Origin of the sequence: Flavivirga spongiicola (assembly GCF_030540825.1) — a bacterium.
GTDB lineage: Bacteria > Bacteroidota > Bacteroidia > Flavobacteriales > Flavobacteriaceae > Flavivirga > Flavivirga spongiicola.
Map to the genome: position 1 here is coordinate 5012307 of NZ_JAUOEO010000001.1, position 17239 is coordinate 5029545.

At 30.6% G+C, this 17239-nt stretch carries 20 protein-coding genes; 7 read left to right on the top strand and 13 right to left on the bottom strand.

The genetic code is table 11. From position 1 onward, the window contains the following. Window positions 1–34: 34 nt before the first annotated feature. From recN to Q4Q47_RS19960, 7 genes are all read right to left on the bottom strand, one after another. Window positions 35–1687, bottom strand: a complete 1653-nt coding sequence (recN, locus tag Q4Q47_RS19930) for a DNA repair protein RecN (protein ID WP_303308406.1) — start codon at window positions 1685–1687, stop codon at window positions 35–37. A gap of 65 nt (window positions 1688–1752) precedes the next feature. Then, complete coding sequence (gene porD, locus Q4Q47_RS19935; protein ID WP_303308407.1) at window positions 1753–2640, bottom strand: type IX secretion system protein PorD; 888 nt, start codon at window positions 2638–2640, stop codon at window positions 1753–1755. Next, window positions 2633–3844: a bifunctional phosphopantothenoylcysteine decarboxylase/phosphopantothenate--cysteine ligase CoaBC gene (coaBC, locus tag Q4Q47_RS19940; RefSeq protein WP_303308408.1), complete on the bottom strand. Its 1212-nt coding sequence runs from the start codon at window positions 3842–3844 to the stop codon at window positions 2633–2635. The genes porD and coaBC overlap by 8 nt, the downstream gene beginning before the upstream one ends. A 16-nt stretch (window positions 3845–3860) precedes the next feature. Further along, window positions 3861–4187 carry a DNA-directed RNA polymerase subunit omega gene (locus tag Q4Q47_RS19945; protein ID WP_303308500.1) on the bottom strand — a complete coding sequence of 109 codons (327 nt, stop codon included), beginning with the start codon at window positions 4185–4187 and terminating at the stop codon, window positions 3861–3863. Window positions 4188–4199: 12 nt separating this feature from the next. Next, a complete protein-coding gene (locus tag Q4Q47_RS19950; protein WP_303308410.1) occupies window positions 4200–5030 on the bottom strand; it encodes an outer membrane protein assembly factor BamD in 831 nt (276 codons plus the stop codon). A 231-nt stretch (window positions 5031–5261) separates the two neighbouring features. Further along, the gene (gene dapA / locus Q4Q47_RS19955) at window positions 5262–6140 is read right to left on the bottom strand and encodes a 4-hydroxy-tetrahydrodipicolinate synthase (protein ID WP_303308411.1); all 879 of its coding nucleotides are present in this window, start codon (window positions 6138–6140) and stop codon (window positions 5262–5264) included. 1 nt (window position 6141) lies between these two features. Continuing rightward, the gene (locus Q4Q47_RS19960) at window positions 6142–6660 is read right to left on the bottom strand and encodes a DUF6913 domain-containing protein (RefSeq protein ID WP_303308412.1); all 519 of its coding nucleotides are present in this window, start codon (window positions 6658–6660) and stop codon (window positions 6142–6144) included. 57 nt (window positions 6661–6717) lie between these two features. On the opposite strand from Q4Q47_RS19960, the gene Q4Q47_RS19965 reads away from it, so the two are divergent. After that, window positions 6718–7476: a 5'-nucleotidase C-terminal domain-containing protein gene (locus Q4Q47_RS19965; RefSeq protein WP_303308413.1), complete on the top strand. Its 759-nt coding sequence runs from the start codon at window positions 6718–6720 to the stop codon at window positions 7474–7476. A 7-nt stretch (window positions 7477–7483) separates the two neighbouring features. Next, entirely contained in the window at window positions 7484–8401 is a 918-nt protein-coding gene (locus tag Q4Q47_RS19970) for a bifunctional metallophosphatase/5'-nucleotidase (RefSeq protein WP_303308414.1), read from the top strand. On the opposite strand, the gene Q4Q47_RS19975 is transcribed toward Q4Q47_RS19970, so the two are convergent. Then, window positions 8398–9147, bottom strand: coding sequence for a hypothetical protein (locus tag Q4Q47_RS19975; protein ID WP_303308415.1), 750 nt, complete (start codon window positions 9145–9147; stop codon window positions 8398–8400). The two genes, Q4Q47_RS19970 and Q4Q47_RS19975, sit on opposite strands and share 4 nt — an antisense overlap. Window positions 9148–9327: 180 nt before the next feature. On the opposite strand from Q4Q47_RS19975, the gene Q4Q47_RS19980 reads away from it, so the two are divergent. Beyond that, window positions 9328–9711, top strand: coding sequence for a DoxX family protein (locus Q4Q47_RS19980; RefSeq protein ID WP_303308416.1), 384 nt, complete (start codon window positions 9328–9330; stop codon window positions 9709–9711). Window positions 9712–9715: 4 nt separating this feature from the next. Here the strand turns inward: Q4Q47_RS19980 and Q4Q47_RS19985 are convergent, their stop codons facing one another. From Q4Q47_RS19985 to Q4Q47_RS20000, 4 genes are all read right to left on the bottom strand, one after another. Beyond that, the gene (locus tag Q4Q47_RS19985) at window positions 9716–10453 is read right to left on the bottom strand and encodes a hypothetical protein (RefSeq protein WP_303308417.1); all 738 of its coding nucleotides are present in this window, start codon (window positions 10451–10453) and stop codon (window positions 9716–9718) included. Window positions 10454–10560: 107 nt separating this feature from the next. Next, window positions 10561–12561: an NAD-dependent DNA ligase LigA gene (ligA, locus tag Q4Q47_RS19990; RefSeq protein ID WP_303308418.1), complete on the bottom strand. Its 2001-nt coding sequence runs from the start codon at window positions 12559–12561 to the stop codon at window positions 10561–10563. Beyond that, the gene (gene prmC, locus Q4Q47_RS19995; protein WP_303308419.1) at window positions 12554–13447 is read right to left on the bottom strand and encodes a peptide chain release factor N(5)-glutamine methyltransferase; all 894 of its coding nucleotides are present in this window, start codon (window positions 13445–13447) and stop codon (window positions 12554–12556) included. Before prmC ends, ligA begins: the two co-directional genes overlap by 8 nt. After that, entirely contained in the window at window positions 13426–13917 is a 492-nt protein-coding gene (locus Q4Q47_RS20000; RefSeq protein ID WP_303308420.1) for a GNAT family N-acetyltransferase, read from the bottom strand. The genes prmC and Q4Q47_RS20000 overlap by 22 nt, the downstream gene beginning before the upstream one ends. Window positions 13918–13972: 55 nt before the next feature. Here Q4Q47_RS20000 and Q4Q47_RS20005 point away from each other — a divergent pair, with 55 nt between their 5' ends. Genes Q4Q47_RS20005 through Q4Q47_RS20020 form a run of 4 tightly spaced genes read left to right on the top strand, consistent with a single transcriptional unit; the run spans window position 13973 to window position 16661 of the window. Further along, a complete protein-coding gene (locus tag Q4Q47_RS20005) occupies window positions 13973–14428 on the top strand; it encodes a hypothetical protein (RefSeq protein WP_303308421.1) in 456 nt (151 codons plus the stop codon). Between the two features lie 4 nt (window positions 14429–14432). Further along, a complete protein-coding gene (gene ribD / locus Q4Q47_RS20010) occupies window positions 14433–15437 on the top strand; it encodes a bifunctional diaminohydroxyphosphoribosylaminopyrimidine deaminase/5-amino-6-(5-phosphoribosylamino)uracil reductase RibD (protein WP_303308422.1) in 1005 nt (334 codons plus the stop codon). Further along, the gene (locus Q4Q47_RS20015; RefSeq protein WP_303308423.1) at window positions 15430–16041 is read left to right on the top strand and encodes an HAD family hydrolase; all 612 of its coding nucleotides are present in this window, start codon (window positions 15430–15432) and stop codon (window positions 16039–16041) included. Before ribD ends, Q4Q47_RS20015 begins: the two co-directional genes overlap by 8 nt. Window positions 16042–16079: 38 nt before the next feature. Continuing rightward, window positions 16080–16661: an IMPACT family protein gene (locus Q4Q47_RS20020; protein WP_303308424.1), complete on the top strand. Its 582-nt coding sequence runs from the start codon at window positions 16080–16082 to the stop codon at window positions 16659–16661. Here Q4Q47_RS20020 and Q4Q47_RS20025 read toward each other — a convergent pair. Beyond that, entirely contained in the window at window positions 16650–17048 is a 399-nt protein-coding gene (locus Q4Q47_RS20025; protein ID WP_303308425.1) for an acyl-CoA thioesterase, read from the bottom strand. The genes Q4Q47_RS20020 and Q4Q47_RS20025 overlap by 12 nt on opposite strands. Between the last annotated feature and the right edge of the window lie 191 nt (window positions 17049–17239).

A 17239-nucleotide genomic window follows, 5' to 3' on the forward strand; every position in this document is an offset into this window, starting at 1 on the left:
ACTTTACTTTAATTTATGGCGTCAAAGATACTAATTAATTCAGCAATTCTTTAGCATGTGCAATAGCAGATGAAGACATCTCTAATCCTCCTAACATTTGAGCTATTTCTACAATTCGCTCATCGTGGTTGAGTTTTACAAGATTCGTTTGCGTGGTATCATTAACATCTTCTTTATAGACTTTAAAATGAGAATGTCCTTTTGCTGCAACTTGAGGTAAATGAGTAATAGAAAATACTTGCATTGTTTTACTCATCTGTAACATGATATCCCCCATCTTGTTTGATATTTCACCAGAAACTCCGGTATCAATTTCATCAAACATAATAGTAGGTAGCTTTATATATTTTGATAAAACTGATTTTATTGCCAGCATAATTCTTGACAATTCACCACCTGAAGCTGCTTTTTTAAGGGCGTTAAAATCGCCTCCCTTATTTGCCGAAAACAAAAATGACAATTCATCTTTTCCGTTAGTAAAAAAAGTATCACTATAAAAAGCTTCTATTTTAAATTGAGCATTTGGCATCCCCAAACTAACTAAAACACTTTCCAATTGTTTTTTTAATTGAGGGATTACTTCTGTTCGTTTTTTATGGAGTGTTTTAGAAATAGTATTTAATTCAGTTGTTTTAGAGTCAATTTCTAGTTGTTTTCTCTGAATGGTATCATCTAAATTTTCTGTTATTGATACTTTTTCTTCAAGCTCATTCTTTATATTAATTAATTCTGAAATATTAGCAGCTACATGCTTTTGCATCAAATTATGAAGCATTTTCAACTTTAAATCAACCGTTTCTAACCTACTGGGATCTACTTCTAAAGTATCTTGTAAAGCATTAACTTCGCTAAACACATCATCCATTTCTATTAAACTACTATTAATTCTATTAAATAAATCTTCATATTTAGATGAAAACCCTGATAGTTTTTGAAATGTATTCTTTAATGCTGTTAGCGTAGACAGGGCTCCTACCTCTTCTTCGCTTAATAAATGATGTGCTTCATCCAGTTTTTCTTTTATCCCTTCAATGTTATTAAGAGTTTCGTATTCTTCTTCTAAAGTTTCTAATTCACCATCTACTAATTTAGCTTCAACTAATTCATTTAACAAAAACGAATTATAATCATGTTCTTTAATCGCTTCTGCTTGAAAAACTAAAAGTTCTTTTAGTTCTTTTTGAAGCATTTTATAGGTCTTTAATAGGTCTTTATAATTCTGTAATACGCCATCATGATTTGCAATCGCATCGATGACTTGAAACTGAAATTCATTACTCGTAAGTTCTAATGTTTGATGCTGTGAATGGATATCTATTAAACGCTCTCCTAATAATTGCAAACTGCTTAAGTTAACAGGAGAATCATTCACAAATGCTCTTGATTTTCCTGAAGGCAGTATCTCTCTACGAATAATAGTTTGTGATTCGTAATCAAAATCTTCAGTCTTAAAAAGTGATTTTAAATTATAAGCAGAAATATCAAAAACGGCTTCAATAACACATTTCTGATTGGTATGCTTTAAACTATTTAAATCGGCGCGTTTTCCCAGGATTAATGATAACCCTCCAAGAAGTATAGATTTACCTGCTCCAGTTTCTCCCGTAATTATGGATAAACCATCATTGAAATCAACATGAAGCGTATCTATTAAAGCGTAATTTTTTATTGAAAGTGATGTTAACAATGCCGTATTTTTGTGTTTAATTTCTGAAAATAAATATAATGAAAGCGTTTTAAATATAGAGTCACTTAAAACTTAATATTTTGCCATTTACTATTATGCATAGGTGCTACTTTTTGAAGCACTTCCTTTATACTGGCTATATTTACATTGGGGCCACCGCTAAAGATCTGTCCAATCTCATCAGCTTTAGCATCGAAAAAAGTACGTAGTACAAAAGAGTTTGGTCTACGGCTATTCATAGCCTGAAATAGTTTCAAAGAAGCAGCAACCTTTTCTTTTCCTTCTTTCGCATTCTCACTCATAACATCTAGACCATCTCTGTGATACGTATATAAAACCTCTCTGTATTCTTTAAAAGTCGGAGACAGAACATTATCTATAAGCGCAAATCTACTTTGTAAACCATCTTCTAATTTCCAGCCTTTAAAATTACCTTGTTGTGAATAATTTGTGATCATCCGTGCTTGGGTATAATAAGGGTCTCCCCCTTTTCTAGAAAAAGAATCTGCATCTAGAGCTAAAATCATATAAACATGGTATGCTAATACGGATACTAAATTAGATTCAAATTGATTGGGGTTGAAAATTAGATTTTGAAATTCTAAATATCTAAAATTAAAATCTTTATCATTAAAATTATAGATTGGTGTGCTAAACGACGAACCAAAAATTGGACGTGATGATTGTGCCTGAATAGTCGCTTGAAATGATTCACCGCTATAATTAGTAATATTAATAATCAAGCTACAGTCTATACGCTCTTGAGCTTTAAATGTTTTTTTAGTCCATTTAGTATTGTTTATAAACTCATTTAGTTGTTTTTCCAGAGTTTTAAAAATTGGAAAATTTTCGTTTCCCGTTTGTTGTGCATTAACAACAACACTACAATTTAGTTCTTGCGAAAATCCTTTAATTCCCAGACAAAATATTAAAACAACGAAAATATTACGCATGTATCTGTTCTATAATTTTACTTAATAAGTCTTTAGCGACGGCTGCTTTAGGTTTTAACTTAAACTCAGTAACAGCTTCTTTATCATCAATAAAAGTAACTTTATTGGTATCATTTTTAAAACCAGCGCCTTTATCTTTTAACGAATTTAAGACAATTAAATTTAAATTCTTTCTTTTTAATTTTCCTTTTGCATTTTCAAGTTCATTATTCGTTTCCAATGCAAATCCAACTAAATATTGATTATTTTTAATGGCACCCAAAGATGCTAAAATATCTTTAGTTTTCTCTAATTCTAAAGTTAACGTCGGTTCTTTCTTTTTTATTTTTTGAGAAGCAACTTCTTTTGGTTTAAAATCGGCTACAGCCGCAGAAAGTATAGCGACATCTACATCTTTAAAATACATATGCACCGATTCATACATATCTTGTGCGCTAGTAACAGGAATTGTCTGTATCAAAGTATGTATAACCTCTTGATGCGTTGGCCCTGTAACTAAAATAACTTCAGCTCCGAGGTTTGCTGCTGCTTTAGCTATTTCAAACCCCATTTTTCCACTTGAATGATTTCCTATGAAACGAACTGGGTCAATAGCTTCGTGAGTTGGTCCAGCAGTTATCAGGATTTTTTTTCCTTTTAAAGGGAGTTTATCTAAAATATCATTTTCAATAAAAGCAACAATATCTTCAGGTTCTGCCATTCTACCTTCACCTACTAAACCACTCGCTAATTCCCCACTTGTAGCTGGTATCATGATATTTCCAAAATCTTTTAAAGTATTGAAAGAGCTAACGGTACTTGGGTGCTTATACATATCTAAGTCCATAGCCGGTGCAAAATACACAGCGCATTTTGCCGACAAATATGTTGCTAGCAACAAGTTATCACTTGTGCCATTTACCATTTTAGAAAGTGTATTAGCTGTTGCCGGGGCAATTACAAAAACATCTGCCCATAATCCTAAGTCTACATGGTTATTCCACACAGCATTATCATCTTCTTCATTTGTAAAAGATGAGTATACAGGATGTTTTGAAAGTGTTGATAAGGTTAAAGGTGTTATAAAATCTTTAGAAGCTGGTGTCATAACTACTTTTACGTTAGCACCTGCCTTTATAAATAACCTTACTAATGAAGCTGTTTTATAAGCGGCAATACCAGCACTGATGCCTAATAGTATATTTTTGCCGCTTAGTATTGACATTACATTTTAAAAATTATTACTGAGAATCTTCCTCAGTATTTCTAAAATAAATTTTATCAGTTAACCATTCTTGAACAGCTAATGCATGAGGTTTTGGTAGCTTTTCGTAAAATTTAGAAACCTCAATTTGCTCTTTATTTTCAAAGATTTCTTCAAGACTATCATTATAAGTTGCAAATTCTTCCAACTTATCAATAAGTTCTTTTTTAATCTCTGTGTTAATTTGTTCTGCACGTCTAGAGATTATAGAAATCGACTCATAGATATTCTCTGTTGGTTCGTCAATTTGATTTCTGTCGTACGTTACTGTATTAACTGGAGCATTGGTTTTTTTTAAATCCATTGTCATTGTTATTTAACTTTTAGTGCTATAATTTTTTAATTCTTCATCTAAAGCCGTTGCCATAACATTAGCTTCTTCTATATGTTTAGAGTTAACATATAGTTTTTTAAATGAAATATAATATTCTTTTGCTGTATTAAGACGATTCTTTTTTAAAGGGACTATTATTCCCTCAATGGTCTTTTTGTATTCTCTACTATTAATAGCCAACCTGTAAGCAGAATCTAATCTATAAAATAATGCCTCCTCACGAAGTGTAGATCCCGGGAAATCAAAAATAAAATTATCAAAGGATTTTATAGATGCCGGATAATCAGATATACGATTATATTGTTTTGCTATACTGTATGCTTTCTTTTCTAGTTTAAAATCTAGTTCTTTAACTAATTTATTAGCTTCAGGAAGATATTCAGACTCTGTGAATAAATTTATAAACTCTTGAAGTTTCTCAATAGCTTCTTTTGTTTCTGTTTGGTCTTTACTATAAACAGGGGACAACATATAATAACTTTTTGCACTTAAAAAAGAGGCCTCTTCTAACTTCTCACTTTTTGGGTAGCTAGATGCAAAACGCTCAAATTGATAACCAGCAACGTAGTAATCTTTCATTTTGTAAAATGAATTAGAATACAAATACATTAGTTTTTCAGCTTGCGGTTTTCCTCTATAACTTGGGACTATTTGTGCAAAAAGCCTATTGGCCTTTGAAAACTTACCTTCATTATAAAGTGCTTCACCTACTTTAAATTTATCAGCAATACTTTCAGATTTTAGTGTCTTTTGATATTCACTACAACTGCTAAAAACAGTAACTATTATTAATATGTAAAAAAGCTTTTTCATTTGTTATTTTTCTCTGTTTAAAAAGATCGAATGTTATTAGCATTGTTTGTATCTCGAACAATATCAAAATTTTAGTTATGCTTTTTTCAAAAAAATTTTTAAACAGAATGCAAAATTAAGTTATTAATATGGATTTAAAAAATATTATTTCAAAGCTAAAATAACTGCTTAAAGTCAGTAATCATAAGGTTTAAGTATTATTTAACAATCATATACCTTTCCTCATTGATATTAAAACTTATTTACAAAAGCTTTTATCTTTTCTTTTAACTCATTAGATGCCATAACTAGAGGTAATCTTACGCTATCTTGACATAAATTTAATGCTTCAAAAACGGCTTTAATTCCAGCTGGATTATTCTCCTCAAAAATATAACCAACAACATCCATTAATTTATAATGAATTTTATATGCTTCTTTTCCTTCGTCTTTTAACCCCAAGCGTATCATCTCTGAAAACTCTTTAGGAAATGCCTGCCCAATAACGGAAACCACTCCTGCTCCACCTGCCAAAACAATTCCTAAGGCCAAATCATCATCACCCGAAATAATTAAAAAATCTTCCGGCTTGTTCTTTAATAACTCTAAATATTGAGATACATTGTTTCCTGCTTCTTTAATACCTACAATATTTTCGAAATCGTTAGCTAGTCTTATAGTCGTCTCTGGCTCCATGTTTTTTGAAGTTCTGCCAGGAACATTATACAAAATGATATCTACTGGTGATGCTTCCGAAATGGCTTTAAAATGCTGATATACACCTTCTTGAGTTGGTTTACTATAATAAGGAGACACAGACAAAACGGCATCCATCTGACTTAAGTCTGTTGTTTTTATTTCTTCAATAACTGCTGCAGTATTACTTCCACCTATTCCCAAAACCATTGGCACACGACCATTATTAGTATCGGAAATGGTTTTTATTACTTCCTTTTTTTCTTGCTTGGTAAGTGTTACACTCTCTCCTGTTGTACCACAAATCACAAGGTAATCGGTGCCATTATCAATATTAAAGTTAACAATATTTGCCAGGGCATTATGGTCTACACTTAAATCTGATTTAAAAGGTGTAACCAAAGCAACTCCAGTTCCTAAAAACTTACTATTCATTCTAAATTTTATTTAATATGGTTAGGTATTTAATAGTCTCTTCTTTAAATACGTCGAATTCTTTCATCTTAGTTTTAATAATTAAATCGTTTAAGCGCTCATCACTTTGCACGATACCGATTTTAAATTGTGCTTTAGATTTTGCAGTCATCATCTTTAGTTCTAAAACATCTTTTGTATAATAACTAACTAAAGCATCATATTTAGTATCTAAAAATGTCTGCAATTCTACATTCTTAATGATGCCTTTCCAACCAAAATCTTTAGGGTTAAAACAAACATCCCATGTTGTTAAAGTATCTTTATCATTTTCAGAAAAAGCAATGATCTTTAATTTATTATCGCGAATTTTTAAAAAATCGGCAAATACTCTAAATAGTTTAAAGTCATCAATTTCATCAATATTTAAGATAACCCCTAAGCTCTCAATCTTCTTATCAGTAATGTTTACTTCTCTTTCTGATAACAATTTGTTCAAGTGCTTTTTGTTAGATTTTTCTTTAAAACCTTTTAAAATCATTTATCTTTATGCTTTGCGCAAAGGTAGCAAAAGTACATTCAAAATATTCGTTTATACATGAGGTTAACACATTTAATTTTTTTGTTATATTTTTTTAATCTTTTGGGTTGCAAACACCCCAAATTAGAGTTAACAAAAATTGAAGGAAAGCAAATTCAAATTACTGACACACTGCCGGTTGATTCTAAAATTGAATCCTACATAAAACCCTATAGAGATCATATTCAAAAAGATTTAGATAGTATTTTAGCTTATTCCGCTAACACCTTTTCTAAATCTGACGGAAAACTTAATACGGCTATTGGGAATTTTATGGCTGATGCAATTTATAGTGAAGCCAATCCTATTTTTAAGAAAAGAACGGGTAAAAATATTGATATGGTACTCCTTAACTATGGAGGCATCCGGTCTGTTTTATCTAAAGGAAATGTAACAAAAAGAACCGCTTATCAGTTGATGCCTTTTGAAAATAGCATTGTAGTAGTCGCTTTAAAAAGCAACCAGGTAGACCGTTTAGTGAATTATTTAATTAAAAAAAAAAGAGCCCATCCTATATCTAAACTCAAATTAGTAATAAATGAAAATGATGAAATAGTTGAAGCTAAAATAAAAGATAAAGACATTAAATCTAACAAAATATATTATGTTGCCACTAATGACTATTTATATAATGGAGGAGACAGCATGACATTTTTTAAAACAAATGACAGTCTTTATGTTTTAAATTATAAAATTAGAAATGCTTTAATTGATAATTTTAGAAAGGTTGATACCATCAACCCTGTAATTGATGACAGATTTATTCAAATAAAATAAGAAGTAAATGAAGCGTAGAGATTTTATACAACAAGCATCAGCAGGAACCGCATTAGCAGCACTCGGTAGTTTAGGCTTACAATCTTTTACAACTAATACTACGACTAAAAAAATAACGATTGTACATACTAACGATGTACATAGTCACATTGATGCTTTTGGGCCTGAAGATGGCAGGAATGCAAATAAAGGAGGTGTTGCCAGAAGAGCCAGTCTCATTGAATCCATTAGAAATGAAAATCCGAATACGCTTTTATTAGATGCTGGGGATATTTTTCAAGGCACACCCTATTTTAATTATTATGGAGGTGAATTGGAATTTAAATTAATGAGCAAATTAAAATACGATGCTGCCACTATAGGTAATCATGATTTTGATAATGGCATTGATGGTTTGTATGCACAACTAGAACATGCTGAATTCCAATTTGTTTCTGCCAACTACGACTTCTCTAATACCATAATGAATACACATACCAAGCCTTACAAAGTATTTAAAAAGGATGGCCTCAAAATAGGCGTTTTTGGACTTGGAATAGAATTAAATGGTTTGGTTGATCCGTCCATGTTTAAAGAGACCAAATATTTAGACCCGATTGAGATTTCTCAAGATATGTCCAGAATTTTGAGAACAGAAGAACATTGCGATTTAATAATTTGCTTATCACATTTAGGATATGATTACGGAAAGAACTCTAATAAAATAAGTGATTTAAAATTGGCAGCTGCTACAAAAGATATTGATTTAATTATTGGCGGACATACGCATACTTTTTTATCAAAACCTACCATTGTTAAAAATATTGAAGGAAAAAATATGCTCGTAAACCAAGTTGGTTGTTACGGTATCAATCTTGGAAAAATTGATTTTTACTTTGATTCTGATAAAAACATTTCAGCAAATGGAACTTCAATAATTGTTTAAGCCAAAATATTCTCTGAGGATAGTCTTTCTCTTAACTCATAAATAGTTTTTTTGTATTTATTATCGGCTATAATGTATCTGAAAATAAAATAAAGCCCAACTCCATAAAGAGTTCTGTACATCATTTCAAAACTCCAATGATATAAATAATAAAGATTAACATAGTTTAAAATTGTAGAAAAAGCCATAAAAACTACGGCAACTAAAAATAATATAGATTGCTTTGTTTGCGTATTTAGATAAACACCAAAAGATATAAAAGCTAATACAATTAAAGATAAACTTTTTAAACCAAACAAAAGCACCTCGGTATGATCTGGAATAACAACTTTTAATATACTATACAAAGTATATAAAAAGAATATATTTATCACAAAAACACCGAGTAAATAGGCGCCTATTAATTTGCCAACTTTTAATAACTTAAACTTAGGTATAACCATAGTAATTAAATACAAATAACTTAAAAAGTAAAGAATGCTAGAGACTTTAACAAAAGTTTCATTTGAAAAAAAAGTTAAAGACATATCTCCAAGAAACGAAAACAGTAAAAAAGAAATAAAGACGACTCTTAAAGATTTATACTTAACAAGATAAAATATTAAAAAAACGGGGATAAACAAAGCCATTGTAGACTTTAACATTAATGAATCCTGAGTAAAAGTAACAAAAAAATTTATTGCTATTAATCCTAATAAAGCACCAAAAAATACTTTATTAAAAGTAAGGTTAAACCAATTTTTCATGATTTTTAAGGTTAGTAGGTTATTCCAAATATAAAAATATAATTTTATTTCAACGATAAAAACGTGCTTTTTATCGATTTTTAATTAAAAAGCAACCGTTTGTCTATAAAATTGAATTAACAATTGGTAAGTAACAATAATAATTACGTCTAAATTTTAAATTTCTAAATTCCATACAAAATGAAAAGATATTTTCCTCTAGTCTTAAGATTAATTGTTGCTGCTATTTTAATACAAACATTGCGTTTCAAATTTACAGCACATCCAGACAGTGTGTTCATTTTTAGTCATGTTGGTTTAGAGCCATATGGCAGAATTGGTATTGGAATTTTAGAGCTTATTGCCGGTATACTATTACTTATTCCTAAAACAATATGGATGGGAGCTACGCTTACTTTAGGTGTTATTGGTGGAGCTATTTTCATGCATTTAACACAACTTGGAATTGTAGTAAATAACGATGGAGGTATTTTATTCATTACCGCCATTGTTACATTTATTCTTTCTGCAGTAATTCTTTATGTTTATAAAAACGATATCCCTTTTATCAAAAAGACAGTATAGGACTTTACTCCATTACCATATACTTTTCTTCTTCATTCAACTCATTTAATAATTTTGATTGTTGGTAGAAAAAGTAAAAAGCAATTAAAGTGAGCGTAGTAGAAATGAAATTAAGCAAACTCCTTTCCGCAATATAGAAATACGCAACCTGCATAACCTCAGAAAACACAATACACAGTGCCCCTATAAATAAATACAAAGATTTTTTATTATCCCTATAAAAATAATTTAATAATGCCACAGACAATAATAGTAGCATGACAATATTATATATCATCTCTAGATAATATTCATTTAGCATACTTATGCTAGGACTCAATATGACCTGTAAAACATATACCAAGTATACATTCAAAATTGTCAAAACAACCAAATGGATTTTAAAATTCCTAAATACATATATTAGACTGAGTGATTTACCAATTTTTACAACTAAAAAGACATATGCTAGTATAAACAATATATTACCAACAAAATAATCAATTTGATTTAAATCAATCTCTTTGCTACTTGGTACATAAGGAATTATGACCCCCATCAAGTCTGAGACTGAATAACATATAATAAACAACAAAAAGAATGTATTTTTTCTTTCGGCGAAAATCACATAAATTAAAGCTATTAATGGAACAATCATACAATCCAAACAAAGCGCAATTGCTTCATTACCATTAAATTCATAAATAGCAAATAATATATACACTAATAAAACAAAACCCACCAAGACTTTCGACTTGTACATAATAGCGATTTTTAGTTATTGCACAAATATAGATAAATTTTACAATTAATCGATAAAAAAACACTTTTTATCGATTAAAAATACTTTTCGTCGATTATTTATATAGATTATTGGATTCTTTGTAAGAATTCATGTTCATTTATTAAAAGCACCCCTAATTGATTTGCTTTTTCCTTTTTACTAGGCCCCATATTACTACCTGCAACAATATAACTTGTTTTAGAAGAAATGGAACTACTTAACTTTCCTCCGTTATCTTCAATTAGTTTTTTAAGTTCATTTCGGGACACACTTTCAAAAACACCAGAAACCACAATTATATCTCCTTTTAATATATTAGTTTGACCGATTAGTTGTTCGGCAGATAATTCTAATTGAACTCCAAATTGCTGCAACCTATTAATTATATGTAAGTTTATTTCTGAACTAAAAAATACACTTACACTTTCCGCAATCTTAACGCCTATCTCATCAACATTCACCAAACCCTCTTGAGTAGCACCTGCTATAGCATCAATACTTTTATAATGCTTTGCCAATTTCTTAGCAACTGTCTCCCCTACATATCGAATTCCTAAAGCAAATAGAACGCGCTCAAAAGGAATATTCTTAGATAACTCTATACCTTGAATTAAATTATCAGCACTTTTTTCCGCCATTCTTTCTAAAGGGATAACTTCCTCTTTAGTTAATTCATACAAATCTGAGTAATTAGAAATCAAACCTTCATTTACTAAAAGAGCTACGGTCTCCCCTCCTAGCCCATCAATATCCATAGCTTTCCTCGATATAAAATGTTGAATCCTCCCTATTATCTGTGGACTGCAACCATTATAATTAGGACAATAATGCTGTGCTTCTCCTTCCTGTCTTATGAGTTCTGTTTCACACTCCGGACAACTAGTAATATATTGTGTTGGTTCTGAGGGATTATTCCGTTTACTTAAATCTACACCCAGAATTTTTGGAATAATTTCCCCTCCTTTTTCAACATACACGGTGTCTCCTACTCGTATATCCAATTTTTCTATTTGGTCTGCATTATGTAAAGAGGCACGTTTTACAGTAGTTCCTGCTAATTCCACAGGTTCTAAATTAGCTACCGGTGTAATCGCACCTGTACGCCCAACTTGGTATGTAATACTATTCAGTTTTGTTGATACTTGCTCCGCTTTAAACTTATACGCCATTGCCCATCTTGGCGCTTTAGCCGTATAACCTAACTCTTCTTGCTGCTGCAAACTGTTTACTTTTACAACAACACCGTCAGTCTCATAAGGTAAATCGTGACGATTCACATTCCAATAATCCACAAACTCCAGAACCTCATCAATAGAGTTAGTAAGTTTTGCGGCCTTCGGTACTTTAAAACCCCATGCTCTTGCTTTTTCTAAACTTTCAAATTGTGTTTGGATGCCTAAATTAGAACCCGTTATGTTATAAAGCATACATTCTAGTGGTCGTTTAGCTACCTCTGCACTATCTTGAAGTTTTAAACTTCCTGAAGCCGTGTTCCTTGGGTTTCTATAAGGTTCTTCCCCAATTTCAATACGCTCTTCATTCATCTTATTAAAACCGTCAAAAGGCAATACAATTTCACCTCTTATATCAAATTTTGCAGGGTATCCGTCACCTTTTAACTGTAACGGTACCGATTTAATAGTTTTTATATTTACTGTTACATTATCTCCTTGAAATCCATCCCCTCTTGTAACTGCTCTGGCTAGACTGCCATTTTCATAAGTTAGACTAATAGATGCACCATCATATTTTAATTCGCAAGTATATTGAATGTCTCCATCTACCAATTTTTTAATACGGGTTTCCCAATCCTGCAAGTCTTCTTTTGAATAGGAATTATCTAAAGAATACATGCGGTGCTCATGTGCAATCGTTTCAAAATTCTTAGTAACCCCTCCACCAACTCGCTGTGTTGGAGAATTAGCATCAAAAAACTCAGGATGTTTAGCTTCAAGATCTTGAAGCTCTTGAAGCTTTATATCGAAATCATAATCAGATATTGTTGCATTATCAAGCACATAATAATTGTAATTATGTTCTCTAAGTGATGCTCTTAATTCGTTAATTTTATTTTGAATACTACTCATTAGTTTTCTCCCCTTTTATCATTCTATCTTTTTTAAAGATATCTTGTTTTAATTTTATATTATTGAAGTTGTTCTTTTTAAGTAATTGAATCATATCATTCCCTAAATACTCGTTTATTTCAAAAAATAACAATCCTTTATCTTTTAAATTACCTAGAGCAAATTGTGTAATAGCCTCATAAAACTGCAACGGTTTTTCATCTTTTACAAATAATGCCAAATGCGGTTCATTATTTATGACATTTGGTTTCATAAATTCTTTTTCTTGCTCACGAACATATGGTGGATTGGATACGATAATATCAAATTTTAAGTTTTTAAAATCAGAGTTAAAGGTCTCTGTATCTAGGATATTTGCTTCAATAAATTCAATGGCTACATTATTCAATTCGGCATTTTGCTCAGCTATTTTAAGCGCTTCCTTGCTAACATCCAAAGCATAAACTTTTACCTTTGGCAGGCTCTTAGCTAAAGAAACGGCAATACACCCACTACCAGTACCAATATCCAATATTGTGTAGTTATTAGCTGTTTGTTGTTTGTTATCAACCTGTTTTATAACCCACTCTACTAATTCTTCTGTTTCTGGCCTTGGAATTAACACATCATTATTTACCTTAAAAGGCAATCCATAAAACTCCATGTCTCCTAATATATATTGTATAGGCTGTTCTTTTTTCAATAACCTTAAAGCGTTTAAAATAACATCATAATTAGCAACCTTATAGTCCGGCCGCAAAGCCAATTGCATTCTAGTTACTGTATAATAAGCCTCAATTAAAACATAAAAGAAACTATCTATTTCTTCTTTTTCATAAATAGCTCCTAGTTCTTTATGAAATACATCTTGAACGCCTTTTAACCTCATAAGTCCTTTATCATCCATACACCACAAGAATAGTGCCCTGTACTTCCTAATGCTTCTTTTAAATGTTTAAAACCGTAACTTTCATAAATATGAATAGCCGCTTTAAGTTGCGGAGCAGATTCTAAATAACATTGTTTATATCCTAACTTTTTAGCAGCTTGTAAACACGTTTCAAACATCAATTTACCATAACCTTTCCCCCTTACTTTTGGCGAAAAATACATCTTCTGAATTTCACAAATATCAGTTTCAAAATCTACTAAAGGCTTAACTCCTCCTCCTCCTAAAATGGCTCCACTATTATCAATCACATAATAAACATCATTACTATTTTGGTAAGATTCAAACATTTTTGGGGTTTCTTTATCAGAATACGCTGTACCCTCTAAAGGTATTTTAAACTCATGAAAGCAATTTCTAATAACCTGCTCTATTTGTTCATTATCTTCAGGCTGAATTTCTCGAATAACTATAGTATCTTTACTCACTTTTAAAAGTATGCATTTTATGCAAGTGAAGATACTTAAATCTAAAAAAAGTAGAATGAGGAATATCATTATTTTATCAACAATGTTATTTGTTTTTATTAGCTGCTCTGTGAACGAAAAACCAGAATTTTTATACGTTGAAAATATTAAAGTACAAGAATCTACCGCAAAGCATATAACCTTTACTGCTGATGCCTTTTTTATAAACCCAAATGATATTGGTGGCGAATTAAAAACTGATGAAATAAAAGTTTATATTAATAATAATGAAATGGCAACCATATCAACCGAAAGCTTTGAAGTGCCTGCAAAAAAAGAATTTTCAATTCCATTAAAAGCAAATATTCCAACCGATAGTATTTTCAGCAACAAAAACCTTGGCGGATTAATTGGTAGCCTATTTAGCAAAAAAATTAAAGTACAATATAAAGGGAATATCGTATATAAAATTTTAGGCTTTTCGTACACCTATTATATTGACAAGACTGAAGATGTAAAAATTAAAACATAAGTAATTGGCTAACCACGAAACATACATAAAACGTTGTATAGAAATTGCTAAAAATGGTTTAGGTTCTACTAGCCCAAACCCTATGGTTGGTTCTGTTATTGTTTATAAAAACAAAATCATAGGAGAAGGTTATACAAGCCCTTATGGTGGTAATCATGCGGAAGTTAACGCTATAAATTCTGTCTCAAACAAATCCTTATTAAAAGAAGCTACTATATATGTAACTCTTGAACCTTGTTCGCATTATGGAAAAACACCACCTTGTAGCGACCTCATTATTAGCCACAAAATCCCAAATATAGTTATTGGCTGCATAGATGACAATATAAAAGTCGCAGGCAAAGGCATTAAAAAACTTATAGATGCCAATCGAAATGTTACGGTTGGGGTTTTAGAGAAAGCATGCAAAGAACACCATAAACGTTTTTTTACATTTCATAATAAAAAACGCCCATATATTATTTTAAAATGGGCTGAAACCAATGATGGCTTTATAGCACCAAAAACCAGAAAAGAACAAAAACCAGTTTGGATTACTAATAAGTACTCAAGACAATTAGTTCATAAATGGCGATCAGAAGAGCAGGCCATTTTAGTTGGCACGAATACTGTTTTACAGGACAACCCAAGCCTAACAGTTAGAGATTGGAAAGGCAAGCACCCTATTCGAGTTGTTTTAGATAAAAGCCTAAAACTCTCCAAAGAATTCTCTATTTTTAATAGTGAAGCTAAAACGATTGTAATAAGCGAAAGTAATATAGATTTTAGCAAGAACGTTTCTCAACAAATCTGTGCTGTTTTATATAAAAATGATATCACATCTGTGATTGTGGAAGGTGGTAAAAAAACGCTGCAAACCTTTATCGATGAAAATTTATGGGATGAAGCAAGAGTTTTTAAAGGAAATATTGAATTTAAAGAAGGTATAAATGCTCCTAAACTTTTAGGTAAATTAATTTCTGAAAAAAAAATGATGTCTGATATTCTTAAAATTTACAAAAATGATTAAAACTATTATTTTCGATTTCGGGAACGTATTTATTAATTTGGATATAGAAGGTGCCACACAGCAAGCTCTTAAAACTTTTGAAATTGAATCATTTTCTGAAGAAATGATTGCTTTTAATAGTTTTTACGAACAAGGACTTATTTCAACCGATGAGTTTCTTGAGTTCTACACTGAAAATTTCCCAAAACTTTCAAATGATGAATTAATTGACGTTTGGAATTTTATATTAAAAGATTTTCCCGAACATCGCTTAGATTTTTTAAAACAACTTAAATCAGATTCAAATTACAAACTCATACTATTAAGCAACACAAATAGCCTTCATATTAATTGGATTAAAAAACAGATTCCTATTTATGAAGAATTTAAAAGCTGTTTTGATGCTTTTTATTTATCACACGAAATACAATTAAGAAAACCAAATCAAGACATTTTTGAATTTGTTTTAAGTGATAATAAATTAAACGCAGAAGAATGCCTTTTTATCGATGATAATACAGATAACATTAATACCGCAAAATCTTTAGGTCTCAAAACCTGGAACATTACCCCTGAAACAGAAGATGTAAGCAATATGTTTAAAATTAAAAGCAATTTATTCTAATTTTTTTGACTGAAAAAGACACATACAAAACTATAGAAATGGCTTCTGAAGAAGTTTTATTTAAAGATAAAAATAGTAAATTCTTTGGATATGCATTTCCTGTATTAAATGAAGATGATACAAAATTTTATTTAGAAAAATTAAAAAAGAAACATCATGCAGCAAGACATTGGTGCTATGCCTATCAACTAGGAACAGAAACTATTTCTTATCGCGCAAATGATGATGGAGAACCTAGCAATTCCGCAGGTATGCCTATTTATGGGCAAATACAATCTTTTGAAGTTACTAATATTTTAATTGTTGTGGTTCGATATTTTGGCGGCGTTAAATTAGGTGTTGGCGGCTTAATTAATGCCTATAAAACTGCAGCACAAATAGCATTAGAACACTCTAATATATTGGTAAAGACTATAAATATAGATTACCTGATTTCATTTGACTATAAAAACATGAATAAAGTCATGCGCATTATTAAGGAGAAAAACTTAAAGATTATCAATCAGGTATTAGAAATGAATTGTAAAATTACTGTTTCAGTGAGAAAAAAAGATGCACAATCTATTTTTGAAACTTTTAACCATCTCTTTGAAATTGACATAAAAAAATTAATCAACTAGAAGATCTAAAAGATATTTTGGAGCCCTTACTGGTCTATTCGTTTTTATATCAATAAACACTAAAGTAGTATGGGCCGTTGTTAAAACCTCCCCTTTATTATTAGTGATTTCATACTCAAATTCAATCTTAGCCGTAGGTCTTTTTTTTAGTTGAGTTTTTACATTAATTACATCATCATAACTCGCTGATTTTTTATAGTTTATACTTAAAGAAACTACAGGTAACATAACACCTTTTTCTTCCATATTTTTATAAGAAACCCCTAATTTTCGCAACCATTCTATTCTCCCCATTTCAAGGTATAATGCGTAATTACCATGATAAACGACACCCATTTGATCTGTTTCACCATATCTCACTCTTATTTGTATTTCATCGATTTTCATAGGGATTATTAAATATTTTTTCGTAGTTTCGACAAGAGCTTAAACATGGGAAAAAAATTCTAGAAATTCAATAGCAAATCATTTTTTTTTTAAGAATTTTGTTCACATATTTGCCGTAGGTAAATTGGGACAGGGGGAATTCAACCTCTCTTTTATATAAAACTAACTAACAAAATTACTAAACGAATCTA